At 46.0% G+C, this 25,594-nt stretch carries 22 protein-coding genes; 5 read left to right on the top strand and 17 right to left on the bottom strand.

Annotation, left to right across the window (positions count from 1 at the left end):
* Positions 1 to 127: 127 nt before the first annotated feature.
* The 7 genes from fabG to ABDW33_RS11425 form a co-directional block, all read right to left on the bottom strand.
* A complete protein-coding gene (fabG, locus tag ABDW33_RS11455) occupies positions 128 to 856 on the bottom strand; it encodes a 3-oxoacyl-ACP reductase FabG (RefSeq protein ID WP_343690203.1) in 729 nt (242 codons plus the stop codon).
* A gap of 38 nt (positions 857 to 894) precedes the next feature.
* Positions 895 to 2,433 carry an aromatic amino acid ammonia-lyase gene (locus ABDW33_RS11450; protein ID WP_343690202.1) on the bottom strand — a complete coding sequence of 513 codons (1,539 nt, stop codon included), beginning with the start codon at positions 2,431 to 2,433 and terminating at the stop codon, positions 895 to 897.
* A gap of 224 nt (positions 2,434 to 2,657) precedes the next feature.
* Positions 2,658 to 3,947: a hemolysin family protein gene (locus ABDW33_RS11445; protein ID WP_343690201.1), complete on the bottom strand. Its 1,290-nt coding sequence runs from the start codon at positions 3,945 to 3,947 to the stop codon at positions 2,658 to 2,660.
* A 23-nt stretch (positions 3,948 to 3,970) separates the two neighbouring features.
* Positions 3,971 to 4,702, bottom strand: coding sequence for a ZIP family metal transporter (locus tag ABDW33_RS11440; protein ID WP_343690200.1), 732 nt, complete (start codon positions 4,700 to 4,702; stop codon positions 3,971 to 3,973).
* Positions 4,699 to 5,277, bottom strand: coding sequence for a phosphatase PAP2 family protein (locus ABDW33_RS11435; RefSeq protein ID WP_343690199.1), 579 nt, complete (start codon positions 5,275 to 5,277; stop codon positions 4,699 to 4,701). The genes ABDW33_RS11440 and ABDW33_RS11435 overlap by 4 nt, the downstream gene beginning before the upstream one ends.
* Positions 5,278 to 5,279: 2 nt before the next feature.
* The gene (locus tag ABDW33_RS11430) at positions 5,280 to 6,053 is read right to left on the bottom strand and encodes a class I SAM-dependent methyltransferase (RefSeq protein WP_343690198.1); all 774 of its coding nucleotides are present in this window, start codon (positions 6,051 to 6,053) and stop codon (positions 5,280 to 5,282) included.
* 82 nt (positions 6,054 to 6,135) lie between these two features.
* On the bottom strand, positions 6,136 to 8,157 hold the full coding sequence (locus ABDW33_RS11425; protein WP_343690197.1) for a sulfatase-like hydrolase/transferase: 2,022 nt from the start codon (positions 8,155 to 8,157) through the stop codon (positions 6,136 to 6,138).
* Positions 8,158 to 8,525: 368 nt separating this feature from the next.
* On the opposite strand from ABDW33_RS11425, the gene glmM reads away from it, so the two are divergent.
* Positions 8,526 to 9,908 carry a phosphoglucosamine mutase gene (gene glmM, locus ABDW33_RS11420; protein ID WP_343690196.1) on the top strand — a complete coding sequence of 461 codons (1,383 nt, stop codon included), beginning with the start codon at positions 8,526 to 8,528 and terminating at the stop codon, positions 9,906 to 9,908.
* A gap of 171 nt (positions 9,909 to 10,079) precedes the next feature.
* Entirely contained in the window at positions 10,080 to 11,207 is a 1,128-nt protein-coding gene (locus tag ABDW33_RS11415) for a cysteine desulfurase family protein (RefSeq protein WP_343690195.1), read from the top strand.
* 42 nt (positions 11,208 to 11,249) lie between these two features.
* On the opposite strand, the gene ABDW33_RS11410 is transcribed toward ABDW33_RS11415, so the two are convergent.
* From ABDW33_RS11410 to ABDW33_RS11395, 4 genes are all read right to left on the bottom strand, one after another.
* On the bottom strand, positions 11,250 to 11,960 hold the full coding sequence (locus ABDW33_RS11410; RefSeq protein ID WP_343690194.1) for a LytTR family DNA-binding domain-containing protein: 711 nt from the start codon (positions 11,958 to 11,960) through the stop codon (positions 11,250 to 11,252).
* Positions 11,935 to 13,152 (bottom strand): histidine kinase, encoded by a 1,218-nt coding sequence (locus tag ABDW33_RS11405; RefSeq protein WP_343690193.1) that lies wholly within the window; start codon positions 13,150 to 13,152, stop codon positions 11,935 to 11,937. Before ABDW33_RS11405 ends, ABDW33_RS11410 begins: the two co-directional genes overlap by 26 nt.
* Before the next feature lie 228 nt (positions 13,153 to 13,380).
* Complete coding sequence (locus ABDW33_RS11400) at positions 13,381 to 13,761, bottom strand: DUF4907 domain-containing protein (protein ID WP_343690192.1); 381 nt, start codon at positions 13,759 to 13,761, stop codon at positions 13,381 to 13,383.
* On the bottom strand, positions 13,751 to 14,785 hold the full coding sequence (locus ABDW33_RS11395) for a kelch repeat-containing protein (RefSeq protein WP_343690191.1): 1,035 nt from the start codon (positions 14,783 to 14,785) through the stop codon (positions 13,751 to 13,753). The genes ABDW33_RS11400 and ABDW33_RS11395 overlap by 11 nt, the downstream gene beginning before the upstream one ends.
* 252 nt (positions 14,786 to 15,037) lie before the next feature.
* On the opposite strand from ABDW33_RS11395, the gene ABDW33_RS11390 reads away from it, so the two are divergent.
* Complete coding sequence (locus ABDW33_RS11390; protein WP_343690190.1) at positions 15,038 to 16,390, top strand: DUF4270 family protein; 1,353 nt, start codon at positions 15,038 to 15,040, stop codon at positions 16,388 to 16,390.
* Positions 16,391 to 16,414: 24 nt separating this feature from the next.
* Positions 16,415 to 17,650, top strand: a complete 1,236-nt coding sequence (locus tag ABDW33_RS11385) for a hypothetical protein (RefSeq protein ID WP_343690189.1) — start codon at positions 16,415 to 16,417, stop codon at positions 17,648 to 17,650.
* 128 nt (positions 17,651 to 17,778) lie between these two features.
* Here the strand turns inward: ABDW33_RS11385 and ABDW33_RS11380 are convergent, their stop codons facing one another.
* On the bottom strand, positions 17,779 to 19,137 hold the full coding sequence (locus tag ABDW33_RS11380) for a GH1 family beta-glucosidase (RefSeq protein ID WP_343690188.1): 1,359 nt from the start codon (positions 19,135 to 19,137) through the stop codon (positions 17,779 to 17,781).
* A 202-nt stretch (positions 19,138 to 19,339) separates the two neighbouring features.
* Between ABDW33_RS11380 and ABDW33_RS11375 the strand changes: the two genes are divergently transcribed.
* Entirely contained in the window at positions 19,340 to 20,377 is a 1,038-nt protein-coding gene (locus ABDW33_RS11375; protein ID WP_343690187.1) for a formylglycine-generating enzyme family protein, read from the top strand.
* A 165-nt stretch (positions 20,378 to 20,542) separates the two neighbouring features.
* On the opposite strand, the gene ABDW33_RS11370 is transcribed toward ABDW33_RS11375, so the two are convergent.
* The 5 genes from ABDW33_RS11370 to hisIE all read right to left on the bottom strand — a co-directional run bounded on the left by ABDW33_RS11370 (position 20,543) and on the right by hisIE (position 25,578).
* Positions 20,543 to 22,108: a M56 family metallopeptidase gene (locus tag ABDW33_RS11370; protein ID WP_343690186.1), complete on the bottom strand. Its 1,566-nt coding sequence runs from the start codon at positions 22,106 to 22,108 to the stop codon at positions 20,543 to 20,545.
* A 3-nt stretch (positions 22,109 to 22,111) separates the two neighbouring features.
* Complete coding sequence (locus ABDW33_RS11365; protein WP_343669648.1) at positions 22,112 to 22,471, bottom strand: BlaI/MecI/CopY family transcriptional regulator; 360 nt, start codon at positions 22,469 to 22,471, stop codon at positions 22,112 to 22,114.
* Between the two features lie 129 nt (positions 22,472 to 22,600).
* Entirely contained in the window at positions 22,601 to 23,740 is a 1,140-nt protein-coding gene (locus ABDW33_RS11360; protein ID WP_343690185.1) for a TlpA disulfide reductase family protein, read from the bottom strand.
* A 119-nt stretch (positions 23,741 to 23,859) separates the two neighbouring features.
* Positions 23,860 to 24,948, bottom strand: coding sequence for a TlpA disulfide reductase family protein (locus ABDW33_RS11355; protein ID WP_343690184.1), 1,089 nt, complete (start codon positions 24,946 to 24,948; stop codon positions 23,860 to 23,862).
* 24 nt (positions 24,949 to 24,972) lie between these two features.
* A complete protein-coding gene (hisIE, locus tag ABDW33_RS11350; RefSeq protein ID WP_343690183.1) occupies positions 24,973 to 25,578 on the bottom strand; it encodes a bifunctional phosphoribosyl-AMP cyclohydrolase/phosphoribosyl-ATP diphosphatase HisIE in 606 nt (201 codons plus the stop codon).
* Between the last annotated feature and the right edge of the window lie 16 nt (positions 25,579 to 25,594).

Raw genomic sequence — 25,594 nt, 5'->3', positions numbered from 1 at the left:
AATTTTAGAAAGCCCTGGATGCGAAATTATAAAAGTAAACGGGGTTTTAACCCGTTTTCCAGGCATGAAATCAACGTGTGGGTGTGTGACAGTAAGGTGCATTGTTCTACAATGAATTATACTTTTATCAGGTGTACAGGCCACCATTGATGGATAGTACTTCACCTGTAATATAAGCAGATGCTTTGCCGGCAAAAAATGCGACCGCCTCTGCAACTTCCTCCGGGGTTCCGAACCTGTTCATAGGCACCTGGGCTGCCAGTTCCTTTTCATTCAGTTCGGCTGTCATATCAGTTTTGATAAAACCGGGCGCTACCGCATTCACGGTTACACCACGCTTAGCTACTTCCTGGGCCAATGCCTTGGTCGCCCCAATCACGCCGGCTTTCGCAGCTGAATAATTGGTCTGACCAGGCAAGCCTTTAATACCTGACAGGGATACAATATTAATGATACGTCCGTAACGTTTCATCAACATATTGTTCAATACCTGCTTAGTCACATAGAAAAACCCATCCAGGCTTGTATTTACCACGTTATGCCATTGGGTGGAATTCATCCAGAACAGGAGATTATCTTCACGGATGCCGGCGTTGTTTACCAGGATCTCAATTTGTTTTTCTTTATTAGCTTCTACCCATCCCCCCAGTACTGCCTGTACTTCCTGCTCATTGGCTACATCAAACTGTAACGCTTCCCCATTACTACCTTTTGCACGCACTGCCTCCAGTGTTTCATTGGCAGCCGCTTCATTGCCCTTATAGTTAACAATTACATAATAGCCCATTTCAGCCATCTTCACGCAGATCGCTCTGCCTATCCCCCTGGAGCCACCCGTTATTAAAGCACATTTCATCCTTTAGTATTTTGGTTTTAAGACCGGCCGGAATCCTTTTAGATCTTCACTTTTGGTTCGTGCTGCATCAGGTATTCCTTAATCCTTTTAGCATCCTTGTATTTAGGGCTGTCCTGGATAAATTTAGGGAAAATTGCCCTTACTTCCTGGTAGATCAGGTGTGAGAAGGATGACAGCTTATCCTGGCAATTCAGGTAATCCACCGCCTGGAGCATCGTCATCACCTGGATAGCCAGTACCTCAAAAGTGTTTTCAATCACCTTCTGCGTCAGGAGCGCTGAGTTGGTACCCATGCTCACAATATCCTGGTTATCATTATTGTTAGGAATACTATGTACATACATGGGGAATGACAATGTCTGGTTTTCGGCCACCGTGGATGTAGCAGTGAACTGTATACCCTGCATACCAAAATTAAGTCCCAGTTTACCCAGGTTCATAAATGGCGGGAACTTGTGATTCAGCTTGTCATTCATCAGGTAGTTCAACTGCCTTTCTGAAAGCATAGACAACTTGGTGATGGCTATCTTCACTTTATCCATTTCCAGGGAAATGTAATCACCATGGAAGTTACCCCCATGAAATACATTCTGCTGGTGGTGATCCACTACCGGGTTGTCACTCACCGAGTTCAGTTCCTGTACCACGATCTGCTCAGCATGTACCAGCGTATCATATACCGGCCCCAGCACCTGTGGTACGCAGCGCAGGGAGTAATACTCCTGCACTTTATCTTTAAAAATCTCTTCTTCCAGTTCTTTATAGAAATGGTCAGGACGGTGCCTTACCATTTTGCTATCTTTCAGAATATCACGCATGGCCGCCGCTACCTTGTTCTGGCCGGCATGTTTTTTTACTGCATTCAGTTCTGCTGAAAGATGGTCGTCGAACGCTTCCACGATCTCATTGATCATGGAAGAGAGGATCAGGCTCCATCCCAGCAGTTTCTTTGCCTGGATAATGTTCACTAACCCGATACCTGTCATGGTCGAAGTACCGTTGATCACCGCCAGCCCCTCACGCACATGCACCCCTATTGGTTGCAGCCCCAGTTCTGCATATACTTCTGCTGTCGGACGCAGTTTACCTTCATATACAACTTCCCCTTCCCCGATCAGGACCAGTGCCAGGTGAGCCAGCTGCACCAGGTCACCACTCGCACCTACCCCACCATGCTCGTATACGCAGGGAGAAACGTTTTTATTAATCAGGTCTTTCAGTAAGATCACCAGCTCAGGATGTACCCCTGAGTGCGCCTGCATAAAACTGCTCAGGCGGGCAATCATCAGACCTTTGGTCAGTACCGGATTCAGGTAGTTACCAGCTCCCGAACTATGGCTGCGGATCAGGTTGTACTGCAGCTGATGGGTATCGTTTTCGCTGATGCGGTATTGTGCCATTGGCCCAAAACCGGTATTAATACCATAGATCAGTTTCCTGGCAGAAAATTGCTGTAAGAATTTAAAATTCTCCTCTACCTGTTGTAAAGCCGCTGTATCAAGGGATAATTCCTCCCCATTAAACAAAACCCGGTGCACTTCTTCCAAAGAAAGCTCTTTACTTCCTAATACGACCATTGTAGTGTGTTAAATTAAATTATTTACTTATGTAAAAGAGAGTGCAAAATTAATAAATTCACTCAATTATCCCCCGTTGAGCATCCACTCAATTTTTGGTATCAGCTCAGTTTGAAAATTCCGGATGCAGAAAAACAGGTCCCGAACCCCGGTTTGGAGCTTCGGAATGCATATGGCTGGCTTCAATTTTTCAAATCGTGTCACTAAGCATTTTTGCATTCAGGTTATCCTTCCTCCACTTCGGGGGCCGGGGCTACTACTAGTACTTTATCAATTCGGTGGGCATCCATGTCAACTATTTCAAAGGTAAATCCTCTCCACTCAAACTTCTCCCCTACTTTAGGGATATGCTCCTGGTGATGCAGGATAAAGCCGGCCATAGTATCAAACTCCTGCTCAAACTCTGTCATCCAGCCTTCTTTGTCAAACTTGCTGAGGAAGTCGTAAAACGGAATCTGGGCATCTACAAGGTAGCTGCCGTCTTCCCGTTGCGTGATTTCCCAGTCATCGTCCTGACCCGTTTCCGGCATGTCGCCCACGATCGCCTCCAGGATATCGTTCAGGGTGATCATTCCCAGGAAAGTACCGTATTCATCTACGATAAAGGCAGCCCGGCTTTGGGTTTCCTTAAATTTCTCCAATACCTGATAAGCTGAGTTGTTCTCAGGAACAAACAGGGGCTTTCTCAAAATGGTACTCAGAGAATAATTATTGGAAGCGGCCGCCATATAGACGTCTTTAATCTTGATGATGCCTACGATGTGATCTACCTGCCCTTCACATACCGGGTATACCGAGTGGGGGCTGTCAAATATTTTCTTCCTCACCACCTCTTTATCATCATGAATGTCCAGCCATTCAATGTCTGTACGGTGAGTCATGAGTGAGGTAATATTCCTGTCACCAAGGTGAAATACACGCTCGATGATCTCCTGCTCGGTTTCTTCAATCGCATCTGATTCTGTGATCAGCGCTTTGATTTCTTCTTCCGTGAGGTTATTATCAGAAGGCTTTACATTGAAGATCTTTACCAGCAGGCTGGTAGAGGTACCAAGAAGCCAGATAAAAGGATAGGTCAATCTGGACAACAGGATCATAGGTCTGGCCATGCTCTTGGCAATGCCTTCGGGACGTGCCATCCCCAGCCGCTTAGGTAGCAGCTCCCCCAGCACCAATGTTACGTAGGTCACTACAACTACTATAATAGTGATAGCAATGCCATTGCTGTATGGGCTGAGCAGGGGTGATCTTGAGATAACTTCGACGAGTGTCGCTCTGAGGAAAATACCAGATAGAAGTCCAATGGCAATACTAGTCAGGGTAATGCCTACCTGTACTGTGGACAGAAACCTGTCCTGGTTGTTTGCAAGCTTGAGTGCTGCTTTTGCTTTTTCATCCCCTTTATTGGCAAGGTATTCCAGCCTGGCCTTTCTTGCATATTCCATCGCTATTTCCGCCATGGAGAAGAGACCGTTCAGTAAAATAAGGATGAAGATAATGACGACGACTTCCATATTAAAAGCCTAAAAATAAAGAATTATTCAAATATTAAAGTAAGAAATGCTAAAAGGAGTCCTGCCATTATGGCCAACACCTTACGCTTGCTCAATTCATGATGACGTGTACCACTTTCATAGAAAATGGTCGTAGAAATGTGTAAAAATGCACCGATCACCAACGCTACCAGGTAGACGATAATGTTCGTAATATACACGGAGTGGCTGCCCAACACAGCTGCCAGTATAGCAGCGGCCGGTGTGACCGCCGAAAAGATAAGAAGAATACGCCATAGTTTCGCACCATGCTGATGACTGTGCATCATAACTGTGATCAGGGTCATGGCTTCCGGCAATTTGTGCGCAGCGACGCCAATTACCAGCGAAGACAGGGCTGCTGTATCTGTAAACTGGAAGCCCAGGGGGATCCCTTCCATAAACGCATGTACAGAAAGCCCCAGCAAAAGCGGTGTAATGGATACATGATCATGATCCCCCTGTGGTAAATGGGTATGACCGTGCTCGGTACCATGAGATAATTGTTGTAATGCTACCTGGAGAAAAAAGCCGGCTACAATGTAAATACCTGCCTGGTGGCCCAGTTCATGATATACCTCAGGCACCAGGTGCAGGATCGTAATACCGAACAGGCAGGCGCCGGACAAGGCGAGCAGGTAAATGGGCAGGTTGGGATTTGCCTTCCTGAACACCATTGGTATTATACCTCCACCTATAGTAGCGGCAAATATGATGAGTAATAAAAGCCAGTTCATGTTGTTAGTTCAGGTTCCAGTCGGATGCGGCGCTGGAAAAAGCTACCGCTCATAAATCCTAAAAATATACCCAATATGGCACCGCCCATTACATCAAACGGATAATGCACGCCCACGTATACCTGTGCATAACTGATAGCAATGGCCCACAGGAAAAACAGGGCAGCAAACCATTTGTTGATCGTGCGAAAAGTTAAAAAGCAAAATGTTCCCAGTGCAAAATGGTTGGCAGCATGGTTCGATGTAAAACTGCCGCTCTGTGGACAATAACTCACCAGGATGCGAACCGTACCTGCCAGATCAGGATTCCGACAAGGTCTTACCCTGTCGAAAAAGTCCTTGATGTGCAGGCTGCCCTGGTCTGCAAGCCCAAAAGTGAGCAGGAAAAATGCAATCCACCAGAATCCCCTCCAGCCAAAATTGATCGTCACAAATAATAAGAGGAACAGGTATAATGGTGCCCACATAAACGGTTCCCTTAGCATGGGAATAAAGGCATCCATCCACGGCGTATGCCATTGGCCATTGATCAGGTTGAACAACTGATGGTCCAGGTGAAGCAATGCTTGTTTCATGTCTAAGGTTTTGTAGCAATAATGATCAGTCGGGGCGACAATTGCTCATTGAAAGCATTGAAATGGTAGTCACCAAAGACCTCAGTTATCTGTAAACCCTGACGGGCAAACATCTCTTCAAAATCTGCTAATGTATAGGCGCAAACACTTTCTGTAAAGGTAACGCGCTGCATGCGGCTACGATCCAGGATATTGATCTGCTTGTGAAAGTGACCGTCTGCCAGCTCACGTTGTATGTCAAACACCACGTCATCTTTCTCCTTTATCTCGCTGCCTACCAGGTGTTCAGCCACGTAAGTGCTGTTCAGGTAGTCCAATACCAGTTTTCCTCCTGGTTTGAGCGCGTTCCTCAGGGTACGGAGCGCATTGTCATTTTCCCGCTGAGATTCGAAGTAACCGAAACTGGTGAAGAAGTTGAAAACCAGGTCGAAGTAATTGACACGGAATGGAAGGCGCATATCGTGCTGGAAAAACGTCAGGTGATCGTTCTCCATTTTTTTGGCAATATTGATACTGTTGATTGACAGGTCGATGCCTGTCACGAAGTAACCTTTATTCGCCAGGTAGCGCGAGTGACGGCCACGGCCGCAGGCTACATCCAGCATGGTGGCACTGGCTGCCGGTTGCAGGTATTCCAGCAACTTATCGATAAATGAGGCAGCTTCTTTATTATCCCTGTTATTGTATAACAGGTGATAATAGGGAGAATTGAACCAATCTTTGAACCACTGTTTTTGTACTTCCACGTCCGTATCGTTATATGCTTCTATTATCATAATCGGGAGTGCAAGATACTAAATATCCCGTTGGAGTTTGCGGTAACAAACCCAACGGGATATTAAACTATGCGTTGTTATTCTATTTAGCGCTGTGCTTCTTGTTATTAAACAGCATGTAACGTGTACTCTCATACATCGCCTTTGCCAGCTTATCCAGCCCTTTTGCCGTATCCGGCAGCTCTTTTACCACGTTCTTCAACGGATCTTTCGACTTCAGGTCATACAGCGCCGGAGCTCCTGTCTTCATATTGATCTCATACTGGTACTGATCCCCGATTATTGCCATATGCGTCATCAGGTTTTTCGCATATACACTCAGCGTATACCTGTTAGCAATGGTAGAATCCAGCATATCCCTGCCCATCGTATAGTTCTTTACCTGCATACCGACCATTTTTGCCATGGTAGGGTATACATCTACCAGGCTCACCGGGTAATTGATCACCCCCGGCTTCACTGTTCCCGGGGCATAAATAAAACAGGTAGCATGCACGCCACCACTGCCCAGTTCATACTCCGGTATCGGCATGAAATGATAGGGATTCAGGCTGCAGTTGTGGTCACCAAACATGATAAAGATGGTATTGTCCAGGTAACCACTCTTCCGTGCCTGGTCTATCAGGTGCCCCACGTTGTAATCTTCATAGCGAAGCGCGTTGAACTGATCCATCGACACAAAACCGGCTTCCCGGAACTTTTTCATGTCGATATCCTTCTCGGTCAGCTTTTTGTACCCGCCATCGCCAGAGGTAGTGGTATAAGGAGGATGATTATCAGCCAGTTGTAAAAAAGCGATAAAAGGTTGTTTCCTGTCGTTGGCATCCTTGAACAGTTTATTGGCTTCATTCACCAGGTCATAGTCCGAAATACCCCACACATCTGCCTTTGGTGCACTGTACATGCCCTCTTCATACACCTTCACGCCTTCTACATTATTGGTGAATACCGCGCGGATATTCGCCCAGTTTGTATTCCCTCCCAGCAGATAATACTTTTCATATCCCTTGAACTGGTCCATCACCACCCGCTGGTCTACCATCTGGGGATGACGGCTGGCCGTCTGGATAATAGTGATATCCGGCACACCGGTGGTCACTCCGTATACAGTACGGGCAGTGCTGATAGCCGGTACATAAAAATGATTGAAAAGGATGCCACTGTCAGCTAATGCTTTCATATTGGGAGTAGCCTGCATAGGATTACCATACATACTGGTTACACAGGCCCCCGTAGATTCCAGCATGACCAGCACTACATTCATTTTCTTCTTTTCGTCCGATCCTGGTATTTCCCTTACGAAATTCAGGTTTTCCGCATCCGGTTTATCTATTCCCAGGTAAGCCGCGATGGTAGGATAATATTCCCTCGTCTTCTTCTCATCAAATGTATCATCCTGACCGTTCATGTTCGAAACATAGTATAAGATCGGGTTTAACCCCAGGCTGATGATACCATTGTCGCGGCAAAACATTGCCTGGCTCCAGCGGAGGGGGAAGTAAGCTACATTGCCATAGCAACCCGCTGCAAAAAGCAACACCATACTTATGGTCCAGGTAATATAACGGCCTGCTTTCAGGTAAACCGGCGCCTCGCCGGCAAGACGACGATACATTCTCCTGTACTGAAGACTTACCAGCCACATAAAAAGACCTACGGCAAGCACAACCCTTACCAGTGGATAGGTTTCCCACACCATAGTGGCGTTATCCCCGTCGGAGAGGAAGCGCATGACGGATGGGTCTATTCGCTGCCCCAGGTAAGCATAGTGCCCGAGGTCGAAAATGTATACCCACAACAGCACAAAATAGCTGATAAAGAGATATATAAAGGTGACTCTGCGTATCCATTTCCTGGTAAAAAAGGCATTTCTCCAGATCAGGGCTATGATCAGCAAAGGAGCCATGACGTACAAGGTGAGGCGCAGATCGAAACGTAGACCTATGTTCCAGGCTTTCGCAATAATTCCACTATCCTGAACGGTCGATTTAAAGAAGAAAACATAAAAAATCAGCCGAAACAACAGGGTGAATAGGTAAAGGAATATGGCCTGAACAATCACATACCGAATATACTTGGGTATATTCTTCCAAAATGATTTCATTGTAATGTGGTGCTAATGTTAGTACTTAGGAATGCTTAAATTCTTAACAATAATTTAAACAGGGGGCAAATATACCAAATTCCGAATGTGATGATTAAATGTTAGGTTTAAAATCCCATTAAAAGGTAAAAACCAATCAGATAGATATCCTATCCTGCTGAGTATGGCAAAAAGGGTCAAATTGATGGAATTTTACCTTATATACATATTATATAGTAGCAAAAAGTTAGAATTAAGCCACCGGCTAAATACAATTTTTGTACACTTTACAAAAATTGCTTCTATATACGCAAACAGTTGGAAATATGGAATTTGTCATTTGAGAATTGGAACTTTATCTTTGCCCTTCTCTAATAAAATTGAAATTCGTGGCACTGATCAAATCGATTTCTGGTATTCGCGGAACCATCGGAGGAAAACCTGGCGAAGGGCTTTCACCTCTCGATGTGGTAAAATTTACAGCAGCATTCGGAACCTGGCTTACACAACAATCTGACAACAAGAAGGTAGTTATTGGCCGTGACGGACGTATCTCCGGCGAAATGGTCAAGCAACTGGTTGTTGCCACCCTGAATGGTTTGGGACTGGACGTGGTAGACCTCGACCTTTCCACTACCCCGACGGTAGAAATTGCGGTAAAACAGGAAAATGCTGCCGGAGGTATCATTTTGACTGCCAGCCATAACCCAAAGGAATGGAACGCCCTGAAGCTGCTGAACAGCGAAGGCGAATTCATTTCCGGCGAAGATGGCGCAGTAGTACTGGACCTTGCAGCCCGCGAAGACTTTACCTTTGCTGATGTCAACAAGCTGGGTAGCTATGAAAGGAACGATACTTATATGCAGAAACATATAGATCTGGTCCTGAATTACCCGCTCGTAGACGTTGCGGCTATCAAAGCACGCAACTTTAAAGTAGTGGTGGATGCGGTAAACTCTACAGGCGCGACCTTCATCCCGGCTTTGCTGAAAGCCCTGGGCGTGGAAGATGTAACTGTACTGTTTGGTGAAGTGAATGGCCGGTTCAGTCACAACCCGGAGCCCCTGCCGGAAAACCTGACTGCACTGAGCAACGAAGTAAACAAGTCACAGGCTGATCTGGGTATCGCCGTAGATCCTGATGTGGATCGTCTTTGCTTTGTTTGCGAAGATGGTAGCATGTTCGGTGAAGAATATACCCTGGTAGCAGTTGCTGACTATATCCTGAAACACAGGAAAGGAAATACCGTTTCCAACCTGTCTTCTACTCAGGCACTGAAAGATGTAACCCTGAAAGCAGGTAGTGAATATCACCCGTCTGCTGTAGGTGAAGTGAACGTGGTAAGAAAAATGAAAGAAGTGAACGCCGTGATCGGTGGCGAAGGCAACGGTGGTATCATCGTTCCGGATCTGCACTACGGCCGCGATGCACTGATCGGTATAGGTTTGTTCCTGAGCCACCTGGCACATACAAAGAAAAACCTGAAGGCCATCAGAAACAGCTATCCTGATTATTTCATTTCCAAGAACAAGATCGAACTGGATAAAGGTGTAGATGTGAAAACCATCTTTGAAAAAATCAAAGGTAAGTACAAAAACCAGCCGGTAAATACCGAAGACGGTCTGAAGATCGAATTCGATAAAGACTGGGTACACCTGAGAACGTCTAACACCGAGCCAATTATCAGGATCTATTCTGAAAGCCAGAATGAAACAACCGCTGATAATATCGCGAAGAGAATTATGCAGGATATCAGGGAATTCATGCATTGATAATAGCAATGCAGGCAATTGCCAGCCGCTTTAAAAAAACGCTTTTGCCCCCGGGTAAAAGCGTTTTTTTTGTCCTTGCCGCTCAAAGAAATCGACGCTGTTTTAATAAAAAAAGTTGGACATTTGTACCCGCCAACGGCGTTTTATCAGATCAAAAACCACCTAACCACCTTGAAAAGAATTTATTTTGACAACGCAGCTACCACGCCGCTTGACCAGGATGTGCTGGACGTGATGCTGCCCTTCATGACGGAAAAGTTTGGAAATCCATCTTCCATCTATTCCTATGGCCGGGAGTCACGCCTCGCCATCGAGAATGCACGCAAGTCGGTAGCCAAAATACTGAATGCTCATCCGGGAGAGATTTTCTTTACTTCAGGCGGTACGGAATCCAGCAATACCGCAATCAACGCAGCCATCCATAACCTCGGCTGCCGGCACATCATCAGTTCTGAAATTGAACACCATGCTACCCTTCACTCTGTAGAACACCTGCATGTACGGGACAACATCAAACTGAGCTATGTAAAGCTGCTGCCTAACGGACACGTAGACATGGACCACCTGCGGGAACTCCTCTCTACCTCCAAAGAGCGCTGCCTGGTCACCCTCATGCACGCAAACAATGAGATCGGCAACCTGCTGGATATGCATGCGGTAGGTAACCTCTGCAAAGAGTTTGATGCCATCTTCCACTCAGATACCGTACAGACAGTAGGGCACTATCCTTTTGACCTGCGGAATACACCTGTCCACTTTATCAACGGTGCAGGCCACAAGTTCCATGGTCCTAAAGGCGTGGGGATCCTGTATATCAATGAGAACGTGAAGATCACCCCATTTATCCAGGGTGGTTCCCAGGAAAGAAATATGAGAGCAGGTACTGAAAACCTGTATGGTATCGTAGGCTTTGCCAAAGCATTGGAACTGGCAACGACCCATCACGAAGAACATAAAGCATACATTAACGGTATCCGCATGTATATGGCTGAAAGGCTGAAAAATGAGATCCCCGGTGTAAACTTTAACGGTGACCTGTACGGCCGCAGCCTCTACACCGTGCTGAACGTATCGTTCCCTAAAACAGAGAAGAGCGAAATGCTGTTGTTCAACCTGGATATCAACGGTATTTGTGCTTCCGGTGGGAGTGCCTGTACATCCGGTGCGGATGCAGGTTCTCATGTGATCCGTGCCATTAGCAGCAATCCCAATATGATCGCTGTAAGGTTCTCCTTCAGTAAGAACAATACGAAGGAAGAAGTAGACGCAGTAGTCGAAAAACTCAAAGAGATCATTTAAGATATAAAAGGCCGGAGCAATTGCCCCGGCCTTTTCTTTTATTTAGCTGTTCCTGTTAATCACATCATAAAATTTCTCCCGATACCCGTCACTGATCGGAATACTCTGATTTGCAATCATCACTGTATTTTTCTCCACTGAGTTAATCTTATTCAATGACACCACATAAGAACGGTGTACCCTTATAAACTTGTCCGAAGGCAACCTGGTCTCAAATGACTTCAAACTCCGTAATGTCAGCACCGGCTGATAAGGTGTATAGATCTTCGTATAATCTTTCAGTGCTTCTATGAAGAGAATATCCTCCAGGTTGATCTTGATAATCTTATACTCTGTCTTGATGAAGATATAATCATTCACATGATTGTTACTGTTATCATTGTTCTTCTGCCGCGACATCGTCTTCAGCTCCAGCGCCTTGGTGGCTGCTCGCAGGAATCGCTCAAATGGCACCGGCTTCAGCAGATAGTCCACCACCTCCAGGTCAAAACCTTCCAATGCATATTCCCCGTATGCAGTTGTAAATATCACCATCGGCGGATACTTCAGCGACTTCATGAACTGTATACCCGTAATGTCAGGCATTTTAATATCCAGGAATAACAGGTCTACCCGCTCCTCCTGTAAAAAGCGTAATGCCTCAGTAGCATTTTCAAATGTAGCCACCAGCTGAAGAAAGGGTACTTTCTTCGCAAAGTCTGTTATTATTTCCAATGCCAGTGGCTCATCATCCACCGCTATACACCTGATCATTTTTCAACACGATTTTAAGATCAACAATAAATTGGTTTTCAGCTTCTGTTATTTCTAGTTCGTGGTCTTCAGTATAGAGTAAGTCCAGCCTTTTCTTTACGTTCTGTAACCCTATCCCCCCTTTTTCTGCCACCCGCTGTTTGAATACCGCATTTTCCACCACCAGCTGGACCTGATTCCGCTCAATAGCCACCGCAATGGCTATAAAAGAAGGTTCAGCATAACTGATGCCATGCTTAAAGGCATTCTCAACGAACGGGACCAGGAGCATAGGTTCAATACGTAATCCTGCCGGATTGCCCTGTACCGCATAATCCACAACGATATCTTCAGGCAGCCTAAGTCTCTGAATATCAATATAATCTTCCAGATATTGCAGTTCCTGTTGCAGCTGTACCTTGTCCTCATTTGACTCGTAAATCATGTACCGCATAATGGTCGAGAGCTTAATAATTGCATGCTCGGTCTGTGCAGAATGCTTATGTGCCAGTGAGTAGATAGTGTTTAGACAGTTAAAAAGGAAGTGAGGATTAATCTGAGACTTTAAAAATTTTAGTTCAGCGTTTAAATTCTCCAGTTTAAGGGCTTCACGCTGCTGTTCAGACTTAAACCACGCCTGTGCAATCTTGATAAATCCGCTCATAAATAACATGAGCAACGCAGCAAAAACCGTTTTACGTAATATTTCAGGAAATAAAATATAATCCACAAAGGTGGGAATCTTTCCGTTTACAACGCCATCATCAAATGCCAGGGGTGATCTTTCCCTGAAATCGACTCCACCTGGCGGCCGGTCATGGTCCTGATAAAAGTGATACATCGGCGGCGGCATAAAGCCCTCCTGCGGCTGCCCCGGCTGGTGCATTACCACATTCTCCCTGGCATATACTTTCCAGAATACATATTCAGATACCGCCTGCTGCATGATTACGAAAACCAGCACCAGTACTACAAAAGACAGGTAGTAAACAATCCGCTTGATGGTAAAAAAACGGGGAATGAGCACATAGAAATTGAGATAGAACACCCCTATCAGGAAGAGGTTATCCACAATTTCACGTGCAAAGAACCATGGATGCTGAATCCTGATCCTATAGATAAAAAAGGGAAAGAACAGGAAACAGGTCCATACTGCAATATGTAATCCAATATTGAACAGTCTGTTCCTATAGAGTTGTTTTAAATTTATCATGTGCCGAAAAGCGCGATAAACTTACACTCAATTCCGGTAAATTCTGCTAAGTGTGCTGAAAAGAATCGTTAAAATTTTGGGGATAGGCATAGCCATATGGCCAGATACAGTACTGCGGCCAGTATTAATACAAATCTCAATATGTCAGCAAAACTGCCCTCGGGCGCCTGTTTGCTCGTTTTTTAGGAAAACCGACCTGCGGGACAGACCGGTTTTCTTAAAAGGTGTTTATTCCACACCTGCAATATGCATGTCCAACAGTTCCTGACGGGTAAGATCAGGGAAACCATTGTGCTGTGTTCTCATCTTCTGAGCCAGGTTCTCTCCTACCTTCAGCGCGTCTTCCTTTGTGGCAAACGGCTTACGGCCTAAGATCACCGGAATCAACTCCTGGTGAATGCGGACTTTAGGACCGATCTTGATATCGAAGCCCCATCCGCCGCCTTCGTTTTGAAAAGGCACTACCGTAATGTCCTCTACGGACTTTACGGTAGCGTTTATAGTATCACTGCTTTTCAGTTTGTTTTCGCTGGAATGGCTATTGTTCTCCTGACAAGCAACAACTCCTGTAGCTAATACTGCTACGAGGGCTAATTGCTTAGTTGTCATTCGTATCGTTTTCTGCATTTGGATCGAACTGACGGAGGTCATCCAGGCCAGATGAGCTGTTCTGACCAGTTGCAATAAATCCTTTGCCTGTTACGGAGAAACCTACCGCACCGGTACGGCTGGTACCGTCAAATGCAGTCTTCTCTGTCCAACGGTCAGAAACCGGATCATATTCCCAGGTATTCTGTACAGTGCCTGTAGCCAGATAACCCTTGTTATTAATTACAAAAGCAGCAGCCTGTGTACGTGCGATGGTAGTATAATCATCATCGTAAGAGAAGTCAGTTGCGTTTCTGATCTGGCTCTTTTCTCTCCAGGTATCAGTGCTTCTGTCATATACATACATATAGTAAGCGCTGGTGCTACCAGAACCGGTACCAGATACTACATATGCGCTGTCATTAATTACAAAAGATACCGCGTTCTTTCTTTTATCTTTCAGAGAAGTGATCGCATCCCACTTGTCGTTGATCGGATCATATCTGAAGAAATCACTGGTGATAGTTCCGCTGGAACCAGTTACACCTGTACCTACATAGCCGCTGTCTCCAATAGCAAAACCAACCGCATAGTAACGGGCAGCGCCAGGGAAATTAGCTTTTTGAGACCAGGAGTTATGATTTGGATCATAGCACCATGTATCGTTCAGAGACAGGAAAGAACTGTCAAAACCAGTTGAAACATATCCTTTACCACCAGCTGCAAATGCAGAAGCACCGGTACGACCCAGGTTTTTGAAAGGATTGTTAGGATCCTGCAGTGAAGCCACTAAAGACCAGTTATCCTTGCTGGCATCATATTTATAGAAAGTACTTAATTTTGCACCTTTGTTTGGTCCGCCAAAACCAGTTCCCACATACGCTGTATCACCGATTACGAAAGCCACAGCTTCATATCTTGCATCACCAGCATAGTCAGCTCTTTTAATCCAGTTACCCAGCTTTGTGCTATCACTGCTCGATGAACAGGAGGCTAACATCAGGACGGCTGCTAAACCCAGAAAACATACATTTAAATAGCGCATAGATAATTTTTACTTTTTTAATAGCTGCCAAAATTATCAGCCTTTGTTTTGGCGTAATCGACAAATAGACTATTCGGGTAATTTTACCGGACGAATCCAGCAATTTTATCTACCAACAGGAATTTTACGTATCCTTGCTGCCTACTACCCCAGCAATAAAACAGAGACCTTCATCGAGCATTCGTCGATAAAATATGCCAATTGGCATATTAAATAAGCGGGAAGTTGGCCGTCTGTCTAAAATTGCGCTCCATGAATAAAAATATCCGTGCCAAAATGGCTTATAAATACCTGGTTTGTGCAATTTTAGTGGCAGGCGCAGCAGCTTGTGACAAGGAAGGCTTTAATTACAGTAATGAAGTTGAAACGAGTGGTACTGAGTACATAGTTACGGATACTATCACAATGAATGCGAGTACTGTATACCTTGACTCCATTCCTACTTCCGATCAGAGCGTTGCCCTCGTGGGTACCACCACTGATCCCTACTTCGGCACCATCTCCTCCAGCACCTATTTTAAGCTGAAATCAGTTACCACGTCTACCAACCTCGAAGATCTCGCGATCTACGACTCCCTGGTACTGATGGTACATCCCAAGACCTATTATTATGGTGATACTACCGGTTCCCAGCACTTTGAAGTATATAAAGTGACCCAGGATATCCAGAAGACAACCGGTACCTCCTATTATTATAGTAATATGTCATTTACCACCGACCCAACCCCCGTTGGTTCCCTGCAGATCTCCCATATCCGCCCTACAATTGATAGCGTATATGGTATCAAAATCAGTGATGCAATCGGTCAGGACCTCTTTAATAAAGTATATAATAAACTGCCTACGGTTACCAACCAGACACAGTTTTCACAATATTTTCCCGGGCTGTGTATCAGGCCAGGTGCGAACAGCCACGTGATCACTCCGCTCAGAGCTGATGACTCCCTGTCTCTCCGCTTATATTATCACGTGGATGGTGCGACCGCACTATGGAAGTCTATCGACTTTCCAATGTATGACGCCACTTCCCAGTTCAATCATGTGGACTTCACCCGTCCTGCAGGCTCTCCGCTGGCTGGCCTTACACCCAATTCCGACCTGGCCACTAACAAGCTGCCGGCAGAGAATGCAAATAACCTGACTTATGTACAGCCATTGACCAATGTTGTGACCAGGATAGACTTCCCTTACCTGAGGCAGTTCTCCCAGACAGCGAAATTCTATAAGGTCATGCGGGCAACCCTGACAGTGAAACCTGTCAGAAACACTTATGTATATCCATTTGAACTGCCGTCTAAACTGACGCTGGTAAGACTGAACGCTGGTAACGCTGTCACAGACTCCGTCACCAATCCAAGCACAGGCGCGGTGCAAACAGGTAACCTTGTCACCGACTACGTATATAATCTTGGTACCGAATATACTTACGACATCACCAACTACGTGATCAACCAGATTGCATCCAATGATAATACAACCAGAGGCCTGGGTCTGATGATACCAGGTGCTACCGGCCTGTCTCACTTCGACCGCGTGATACTGGGTGGTCCATACAACGAAATCAACCCGGTGCAGTTGAAGGTGTATTATCTGCTGTATAATTAATGAATGCAAGCTAGAACAGACTACATGAAGCGAATAAAATATACAACAGGCCTATGCGGCTTAATGATGCTTTTGATGGGAACAAGGGCACTGGCACAGCATGGCATTAACTCCCTTTACTCGGCATACGCCATCGGCGATCTGGAAGAAAGGGACTATACACGAAACTTTGGTGTAGGTAGCAGTGGTGTTGCCCGCCGCTCAGATTATTTTCTGAACGAGCTCAACCCCGCCTCCTACTCAGCTATCCCAAGACAGCACTTTATGTTCGACGTGTCCCTCAGGGGGCAGATCGTAGGCTATAAAAATAGCAGCAGCCTGAACCAGACTGCCGGCGATCTCTCTGTAAGACGCCTCGCGATCGGTTTTAAAGCGAATAACCGCTGGGGAATCAGTGCAGGGTTCACTCCTTACAGTTCCGTGAACTATAAATTAATTTCCACTACCTACCTGGATAATACCGCCCAAACCACTACCACTACCGGCGACGGAGGTATCAATAAAGGTTACATTACCAACTCTGTAAGACTGAACAAGAACTTCTCTGTTGGTGTGGCTACTAATTTCCTTTTCGGACCTGTCAATACACTTGAAAACATAGGTGGCGATACCATCTCCACCAAGCTGCAACGCTATGCCTTCAATGTGAACTTCAATACAGGTATACAATACGCCGGTAAGCTGGGGCCAAAATGGGTGCTGGGCCTCGGTGCTACTTATCGCTTCAAGACCAATATGAACTTCAACAAGAAGTTGATTATACAGAACAGCAGTGAAACAACCGTGTTCTCCTACGACCTGGCCGATGAAAAATACACTTTACCGGAAGCATATACAGGTGGTATTTCCCTGAGCAATGGTACCTTCACCTGGCTCGCAGACTGGAAGCGCCAGAAATGGAGCCAGTACGGACAGACTGGTACCCACTACAAACTTGTAGATGCAGATCGCTACTCTACAGGTCTGGAATATGCTTTCAGACGTACTTATGGTGACATGCGGGTAGAAGGGATCGTAGTGCAGGCCGGTTTTGCCTATAACAACTCTTACCTGCAGCTGTATGGTCAGCAAATGAAAGATGTATCAGGTACTGCTGGTATCTCTATTCCAAGTAAGAGCGGTGCAATCCGTTACTATATCGGACTGGAAGCAGGACAACGTGGTACAATGAACAGTGGGCTGATCAAGGAAACCTACATGAATGCGGTATTCCACTTCTCACTGAGAGATATCTGGTTCATTCGCAGAACTTACGATTGATCGCAAGACAGATGGTTTAATATTATTGAGGTCGTTCCTTCAGGAACGACCTTTTTTATTGCAGTTGCAGCAAAGACCTCATTTCGGGAATTGTTACATTGAACCTTCCTCAAAAGACTGCCTCCCGGCTATTTATCAAGTAAAAAATCCCGGAACCATAACCCCGAGTCCTTCAGTGTGCGCACCTGCGTCTCAAGATCGACATGCGCCAATCCAAAACGGGCACGATACCCCTCTGCCCACTCAAAGTTGTCCGTCAGCGTCCAGACAAAGTAACCATCCAATGGCACTCCTTCCTGCTTCGCCCTCAGAATCGCTTCCAGGTAAGTGATAAAATAGTTAACCCTGTCCGTATCATGAATACGACCTGCTGTCAATACATCATTGAAAGCAGCACCGTTCTCCGTCACGATCAGTCTCGGGATATTCGGATAAGCAGCAAACTGTTTCAGAATACCATACATCCCCTCACCACTGATCTCCCAGCCCAGCGCCGTTACCGGTACTTTACGGAACCGCGGCTTTACCTCCGATACACCCACTACAGGCATAAATGGATTACGACGGATCACCAGCGGGAAATAATTCTGTACGCCAATAAAGTCATAATCGAAAGACAGGGCATCCCGATCCCTCCAGAGGGCATAACGACGCTCTATTTTGCCCAGTAAGGGAAAATCAGCCACAGGATAGCCCATACCCAATATCGGCTCCAGAAACGTCCTGTTAAACAGCGCATCAGCTTTGCGGGCTGCCTGTATATCAGCCGCACTTTGTGTATAAGGTAAGATATAAGAGCAGGACAGTGCAATACCAATATTCGCACCTTCCACTTTTTCACGGATCACCTTAGCGCCGGCAGCCTGTGCCAGCAAGGCATGGTGAACGGCAGGAAAGAAATAGGATAAACCAAATTTGCCCGGCGCATGTACCCCCAACATATAGCCAAGTGATGTAAAGCCAAACGGCTCATTCATCACTATCCAGTTTTTTACCTTCTTTCCATACGCCTCCACGCAGATACGCACATACTCTTCAAAGGCAAAGACAACCCCTCTGTGACACCAGCCCCCCTTATGCTCCAATGCCAATGGCAGATCCCAGTGATACAAGGTCACGTAAGGTATCATATCCAGTTCCAGGCAGGTATCGATAATGCGATGATAGAAGTCTATACCGGCAGCATTCACGGCACCGGTACCGTTAGGAAGAATACGGGGCCAGGCAATGGAAAAACGGAAGACCTTAAACCCCATCGATTTCGACAGTAGGATATCATCCCGGTATCTGTTATAGAAATCGGTGGTAACCTGTGCATGGGTGCCATCTTTGATCTTACCCTTGCGGGCGGTAAAATCATCCCAGATGGAAGCGCCTTTTCCGTCATGATCATGTGCGCCTTCATTCTGGAATGCAGAAATAGTGACGCCCCAGAGGAAATTCGCTCCAAAATCGTGGCGGTGGAAGGGTGCTGAAAATTGTTCCATATGTTATTCTCACGCAGTTTACAACAGTTTGAGGAGACAGGTGATTATTTTAGTGTTAAATTTTTTACATATATAAACGTGTAGAAAATAAAAATACCGCAATTACCTCCGGCAATTACCAGCAGATTGATGAAAGAAAAATGCAACGGATAAGATCCCGGCTGCCGGTTATTTTATGAAATAATTCCCGAACTTGTGAAATATGTTTCGTTATATGCCACTCTACCTGCTGGCAGGAGCTGCTTCGCTCTATGCCTGCCAAAGCAGTGAAAAGAAGGTGCCCGGCAAAGACAGTGTGCTGGCCACCACGGCGGATACCGCCAACCATATGATATTGATACCCGGCGGCACTTTTGTAATGGGTGCCAATGATGCAGATGCCCGTCTGGATGAGCAACCGAGGCATACCGTCACGGTCGATAGCTTTTGGATAGATGAACATGAAGTGACCAATGCAGAGTTTGCCCGCTTTGTAGCAGCCACCGGGTACGTCACCACAGCCGAAAAACCGATCAGCAAAGAAGAGTTGATGCAACAATTGCCACCCGGTTCCCCCGAGCCGGATAGCAGCGCACTCCTGCCCGGCGCACTGGTGTTCACTCCGCCTGATCACGCCGTGCCACTGGACGATGTATCGCAATGGTGGTCATTTGTACAAGGTGCCAGCTGGCGCCATCCACAGGGCCCCAACAGTGATATCACCGGCAAAGAAAACCTGCCTGTTGTACAGGTATCATGGGATGACGCACAGGCATATGCAAGATGGGCGCGTAAACGCCTGCCCACCGAAGCAGAATGGGAATTTGCAGCGAGAGGAGGACTGAATGATCAGCCTTATTCATGGGGGAGCGATCCGATCACTTCCGGCAAGCCAAAAGCAAATACCTGGAGCGGCAACTTTCCCTACGAGAATACAGGGGTGGACGGCTTTAAAGGACTGGCCCCGGTGAGATCATATCCGGCTAACGGGTATGGATTGTATGATATGGCGGGGAATGTATGGGAATGGGTAGCTGATTGGTACGATGTGAATTACTACAAACATGCTGATCATGCCCATAATCCCAAAGGACCGGAAAAAGGATATGACCCGGATGATCCCGCTGTGGCAAAACATACGATCAGGGGTGGTTCATTTATGTGCACTAACCAGTACTGTTCAGGATATAGGGTGACAGCAAGAATGAAATCATCACCGGAATCAGGTTTGGAGAATCTTGGTTTCAGGTGTGTGAGATAACAACAATTATAAACAAAGCAACTTTGCGCGATAAACGAAAAAGCCTGTATCAAAAAGATACAGGCTTTTCTAATGAAAACACTGACTTAAACAGGTTTTATATCTGGCGAATTTTCAGGTGGCCATATTATTTTCATTCTCCCACCACTTTCTTCATAGAGATCACTATTGCTCCGCCTTCTTATCGTCTTTTGTTTCGACTACAACTTTGGACACGTTTATCTTTGTAACCGGGGTGTTTTTATCGTTTATTTTCCCGGCATCTTTGGATCCTGCATAGTCCCTGGTATAAACCATGATCAATCCATTTTTCCTGGCTTCCTGTCCATATTGCGCCGGAACATTACCTCCCTTCCATACGTACACACTCTCAATTTCATCCGGTGGATAATCAGGCAAAGTCGTGCCCTGGCGAACATCATTCACGTAATAAACCGGGGGGGTGTCTGAATACCGAAAGGAGTAGGAGGAAGCACGGAGGGTCACAGGACCGCTCGTATCGGCTGGATTTGGCGGAGGAGGTGGTGGTGGCGCGGGTGCTGGTGGTGGTGGCACTTTCGCCCCAACATGCTTCGCGTCTCCAGCTTTCTTTGGATCGTCTGTCCGGATCGAAAAGACAGCCGGTGCTGGCGGAGGTGGTGGAGGTGTCTTTGCCACCTTAGGTGCCTTTGGTGCTTTTGGAGCCTTCGGATCTGCTGGTGGTGGAGGAGGTGTTATCTCTTTCGCATCAGGCACTGCTTTTACCAGTGGTTCATCCGGAACCGGTGGCGGAGGAGGAGGAGGCGTCTCTTTTCCATCAGGCACTACTTTGTAAAGAGGGTCTGCGGATGGCGGCGTTACGGATGTATCTGCCCGCAATGCTTTTTTTACAGTAATAGTAATGGCGGCGCGGGTATAATTCAATGATACAAGTGTAATAATCATGATACTTCCCAACACGAAGTACCTCACCAGATTATATTTTGATGACCGTTTTTTATTCATCATCATAATCCTTTGTTTTAAGTGTGAAAAATTGAAATTGTTTGCGATGGCCGTCGCATATGGGATCCCACTTACTTTTAAAAGACTGTATTGATAAGCTTTAATATCTGTTCCCTGTCGCAGCATGTACCTGTCTGTGATGAACTCCAGGTTTTCCCTGATAGCAATGCTGATCAGCCATGCACCGGGATTGAACCAATAGAAGATCTTATTCACTTCACCCAGCAACACATCCAGTGTATGCCATTGTTTCACATGCACCTGCTCGTGCTGCATGATTGCGGAAAGTTCTGCAGGACTGTGCATACCAGGATTGATATATATATTATTCAGGAAAGAGAAAGGTTGTAATGACTGGTCTGTGACGCGTATTTCCTGATCAAAGAGTTTGTCTGCGCTGGTCTTCCGGTGCAATACCCAGAGAGAGCTGAGTTGCAACAGCAGGCGAATAGCCATGACGATGACACCTGTCCAGAAGATATAAATAAGGACTACATTGATCCAGGGAGTAGCCGGCTGGCGGAGGTCATTGAAGTGAATAACATACCCCATGGCTGCACCGGTAAATGGACGGTTGTGCCTAAAGATCATTTCAGGGTTAATGAACGGACAAACAGCCGCACATATGATAGCCAGCAGCAGGAAAGCACGGTTCAGTGTATAGAATGTAAGCCGGCGCAAACCAAAGCGGTAAGCCAGGTAGAATAACGTGAGGGCTATATTAGCCTTGAGCAAAAAAAGCAACATATGCTATTGATTTTTCTCGATCATTTTTACGATTTCCTTCAGTTCTTCCGGGCTGATCTTCTTCTCTTTGGCAAAAAAAGTAACCAGGTTCTTATAAGAGTTTTCAAAGTAGTCTTTCACAAAACCACTCATGAACTTTTGCTTGTACTCGTTTTCTGGTATGATGGGTTGATATTCGTATACGTTGCCGATCTTACGGCTCTGCAGATACCCCTTCTTTTCCAGGTTCTTGACCGTGGAAGCAAGGGTAGTATAAGGTGGTTGAGGCGCTGGATGGGCTTCAAGGAAGTCCTTTACAAATCCGCCGGATGTTTTCCAGATAGCCAGCATCGCCGTCTCTTCCTGTTGAGTTAATTTCTCCATAACTACGATTGTTTCGTAAATCTACGAAACTTTCGTAAACCGCCAAATAAAAAATACGCTCTATTAAAAAAGGTGTTACCGCTGGCAACACCTTTTTTAATAGAGCGTATGTAATTACTTCTATTGGATCTATTTAAGTACTTCTTCCAGTTTCTTTTCCAATGCATCACCGCGCAGGTTCTTGGCGATAATCACCCCTTTCGGATCTACCAGCACATTCTGCGGAATAGCCTGTATGCCATATTGCTCGGCCACCTGGTTCTTCCAACCTTTCAAATCGCTCACATGCGTCCAAGGTAAATTATCTGCCTGCACAGCCGCCAGCCATTTATCCTTCTTATCATCCAGGCTCACACCCAGAATATCAAATCCTTTATCCTTAAACTTGCTGTAAGCTTTCACTACATTGGGATTTTCCGCTCTGCAGGGTCCGCACCAGCTTGCCCAGAAATCTACCAGTACATATTTTCCTTTAAAAGAAGCAAGGCTCACCTGCTTGCCGTCAGCATCCGGCTGACTAAATTCCATTGCTGGCTGTCCAACCGCCGTCTTACGGGCAGACTCCAGTCTTTTTGCTAATTCTTTTCCGGAAGGACTATTGCGCAGTGTCTTACTCAGCTTATTATAGATAGGTGTAATCTCAGTCGGGTTGATCTCATAACCAGCATACTGGTTCAAAACAAACAAGGCGATCGGGGAACCATTATTCTTCTTCAGGTAATCACCCAGGATGGTTTTCTGCTTCGCTTCCAGCTCATCAAATTTTGGATCCAGTTTCTTCATTCCCTCTTCATCCTTCGCCATATACAACTGGCGGTACTGCAGTTTCAAATCCTGCATCTCACTATCCACATCCTTCAGCAGGTTATTCAGCTGCTTAAAGTCATCATTTGCTTTTGATCCCGTTACTGTTGCGTTATGGATTGAATCCTGTGTAGCGATATTTATTTTGCCTTGTTCCACAAATATGGTCAGTACATCCCTTTTTACCGGGCCGGTCAGCTCGGGTGCCGACGGATCCTGTACTTTCAGCAACAGGTTAGCCATCACCGGCTCTTCTACGCTACCTGAAAAGGAAAATTTACCATCTTTTACTTCTGTGCTATCCAGTTTATTCATATGCGCATTGCGGATACTCAGGTAAACTTTAGCTGGCTTTTGTAGTTGCGCGACAGATCCCTCAATGGTATAGGGCTGCTCATTTTTCTTGTCTTGCGCAAACAGGACCACGGGCGATAGGAGCGCCGCGGCCAGTATGAATGATTTCATTAGTTTCTGATTTTAAAACAAAAATGCCGATTACCATCAGGATAAGCAAAGGGATTGTGATAAACGGCCTAAAAACACTAAAAGCCCGCAGAGCGGGCTTTAGCTAATATTATCGTTATTTATTTCAGTATCTGGGCAAGCTTTGCTTCCAACGCCGGCCCTCTCAGGTTACGTGCTATAATACGGCCTTTCGGATCTATCAGCAGGTTCGCCGGGATCCCCTGGATATTGTACAACTGTGCGGCTTCATTCCCCCAACCTTTCAGATCTGATACCTGTGTCCAGGTCAGGTTATCGTGTTGAATGGCATTCACCCAGGCACTCTTATCTTTATCCAGCGACACACCGAGAATTGTGAAATTCTTGTCTTTGAACCTGTTATATGCTTTTACCACATTCGGGTTCTCCTGGCGGCAGGGTCCACACCAGCTGGCCCAGAAATCCACCAATACATATTTTCCCCTGAAAGAAGACAGTTTTACTTTGTTCCCGTTCACGTCGGTCTGCTCAAAATCGTCGGCTTCCACATTCTCTGTCTCACCCTTTGCTTCGCGCAGGTACCTGGCAGCTGATTTACCATACTTGGTTTCTTTCAGATCCTTGTCCAGGGAAGTATATAATGCTTCAAATTCTTCAGGAGATAAACGGGTACGTAACTCATTCATCAACACCCAGATGCTGGCTATTTCCTTTGGATGGTCCTTCACCAGTTTCTTGCCGGTAGCAGATACCTCGTCGCTGAATTGAGCAGCTTTGTCACGGAAAGCCTGTTTGGCCGCTTCGTCCTCTGCACCAATGCTCCTGGCTTCCGCATTCAGCTCTCCCGCACGTTTCAGTAGCGGAGCAAAAGCCTTCTGGTACTCCTGCATCGCCTTGTCATCCGCACTGCCTTTCATGGAAGCAGCAATCGGGAAGTCAGCAGCCGTCAATACATAAGAAGTCTTCTCCTTGCCTGTTACAAACAACAGGGGATTGTTCACAGACTCCAGTACCAGGGCATTCACCGCTGGCGCTTTTGTCGCATCAGTTGTAAAGGAAAACCTGCCATCGTCTTTAATAACAAGAGAATCCTTTGGGTTGTTGTCATCATCACTGTAGAGATACAGCTTTTTGCCTTCCGCTCCCTTCAGGGAACCAGACACCTGCTGTGCAGTGATAGAAAATGAGCATAGTACGCCTGCGGCGCAGATAACAGTAAGTCTTTTCACACCCTAATATATGAAATATTTATGTTACTTATGTCTTTGCTGTAATACGCCCAGTACGTCAGACAGTTGGTAGCCTTTTGCACTAAGCAGCACCAGGTAATGGAAAAGGAGGTCCGCTGATTCGTTCAGGAACAGCTCTTCGCTGTCATCTTTCGCCTCAATCACTACTTCCACAGCTTCTTCCCCAACCTTCTGGGCAATTTTATTGATGCCCTTTGCGAAAAGTTTAGAGGTATAAGAGTTGTCAGAAGGGTTGTTCTTACGCTCGGTGATCACGTTTTCCAGTTTGGACAGGAAATCGTTGGAGACATTCTTTTCATCCCAGCAGGTATCTGCACCGGTGTGGCAAACTACCCCCGCAGGGTTTACCTTAATGAGGAGGGTGTCATTGTCGCAGTCTACCCGCAGGTCTACCAGCGTGAGGAAGTTACCACTCTCCTCTCCTTTTGTCCACAGCCTTTGCTTGGAACGGCTGAAGAAGGTCACTTTACCTTCCTGCAGGGTTTTATCCAGGGATTCCTGGTTCATGTAGCCCAGCATCAGTACTTTATGTGTAGCGGCATCCTGTATGATAGCCGGTACGAGTCCATCTGCTGATTTTTGAAAGTCTATCTGCTTGTAGTTATACATTTGGTGCGCTCTTTAA

This window comes from Chitinophaga sp. (assembly GCF_039596155.1).
Classification (GTDB): domain Bacteria; phylum Bacteroidota; class Bacteroidia; order Chitinophagales; family Chitinophagaceae; genus Chitinophaga.
This window is presented reverse-complemented; position numbering and strand designations above follow the sequence as displayed.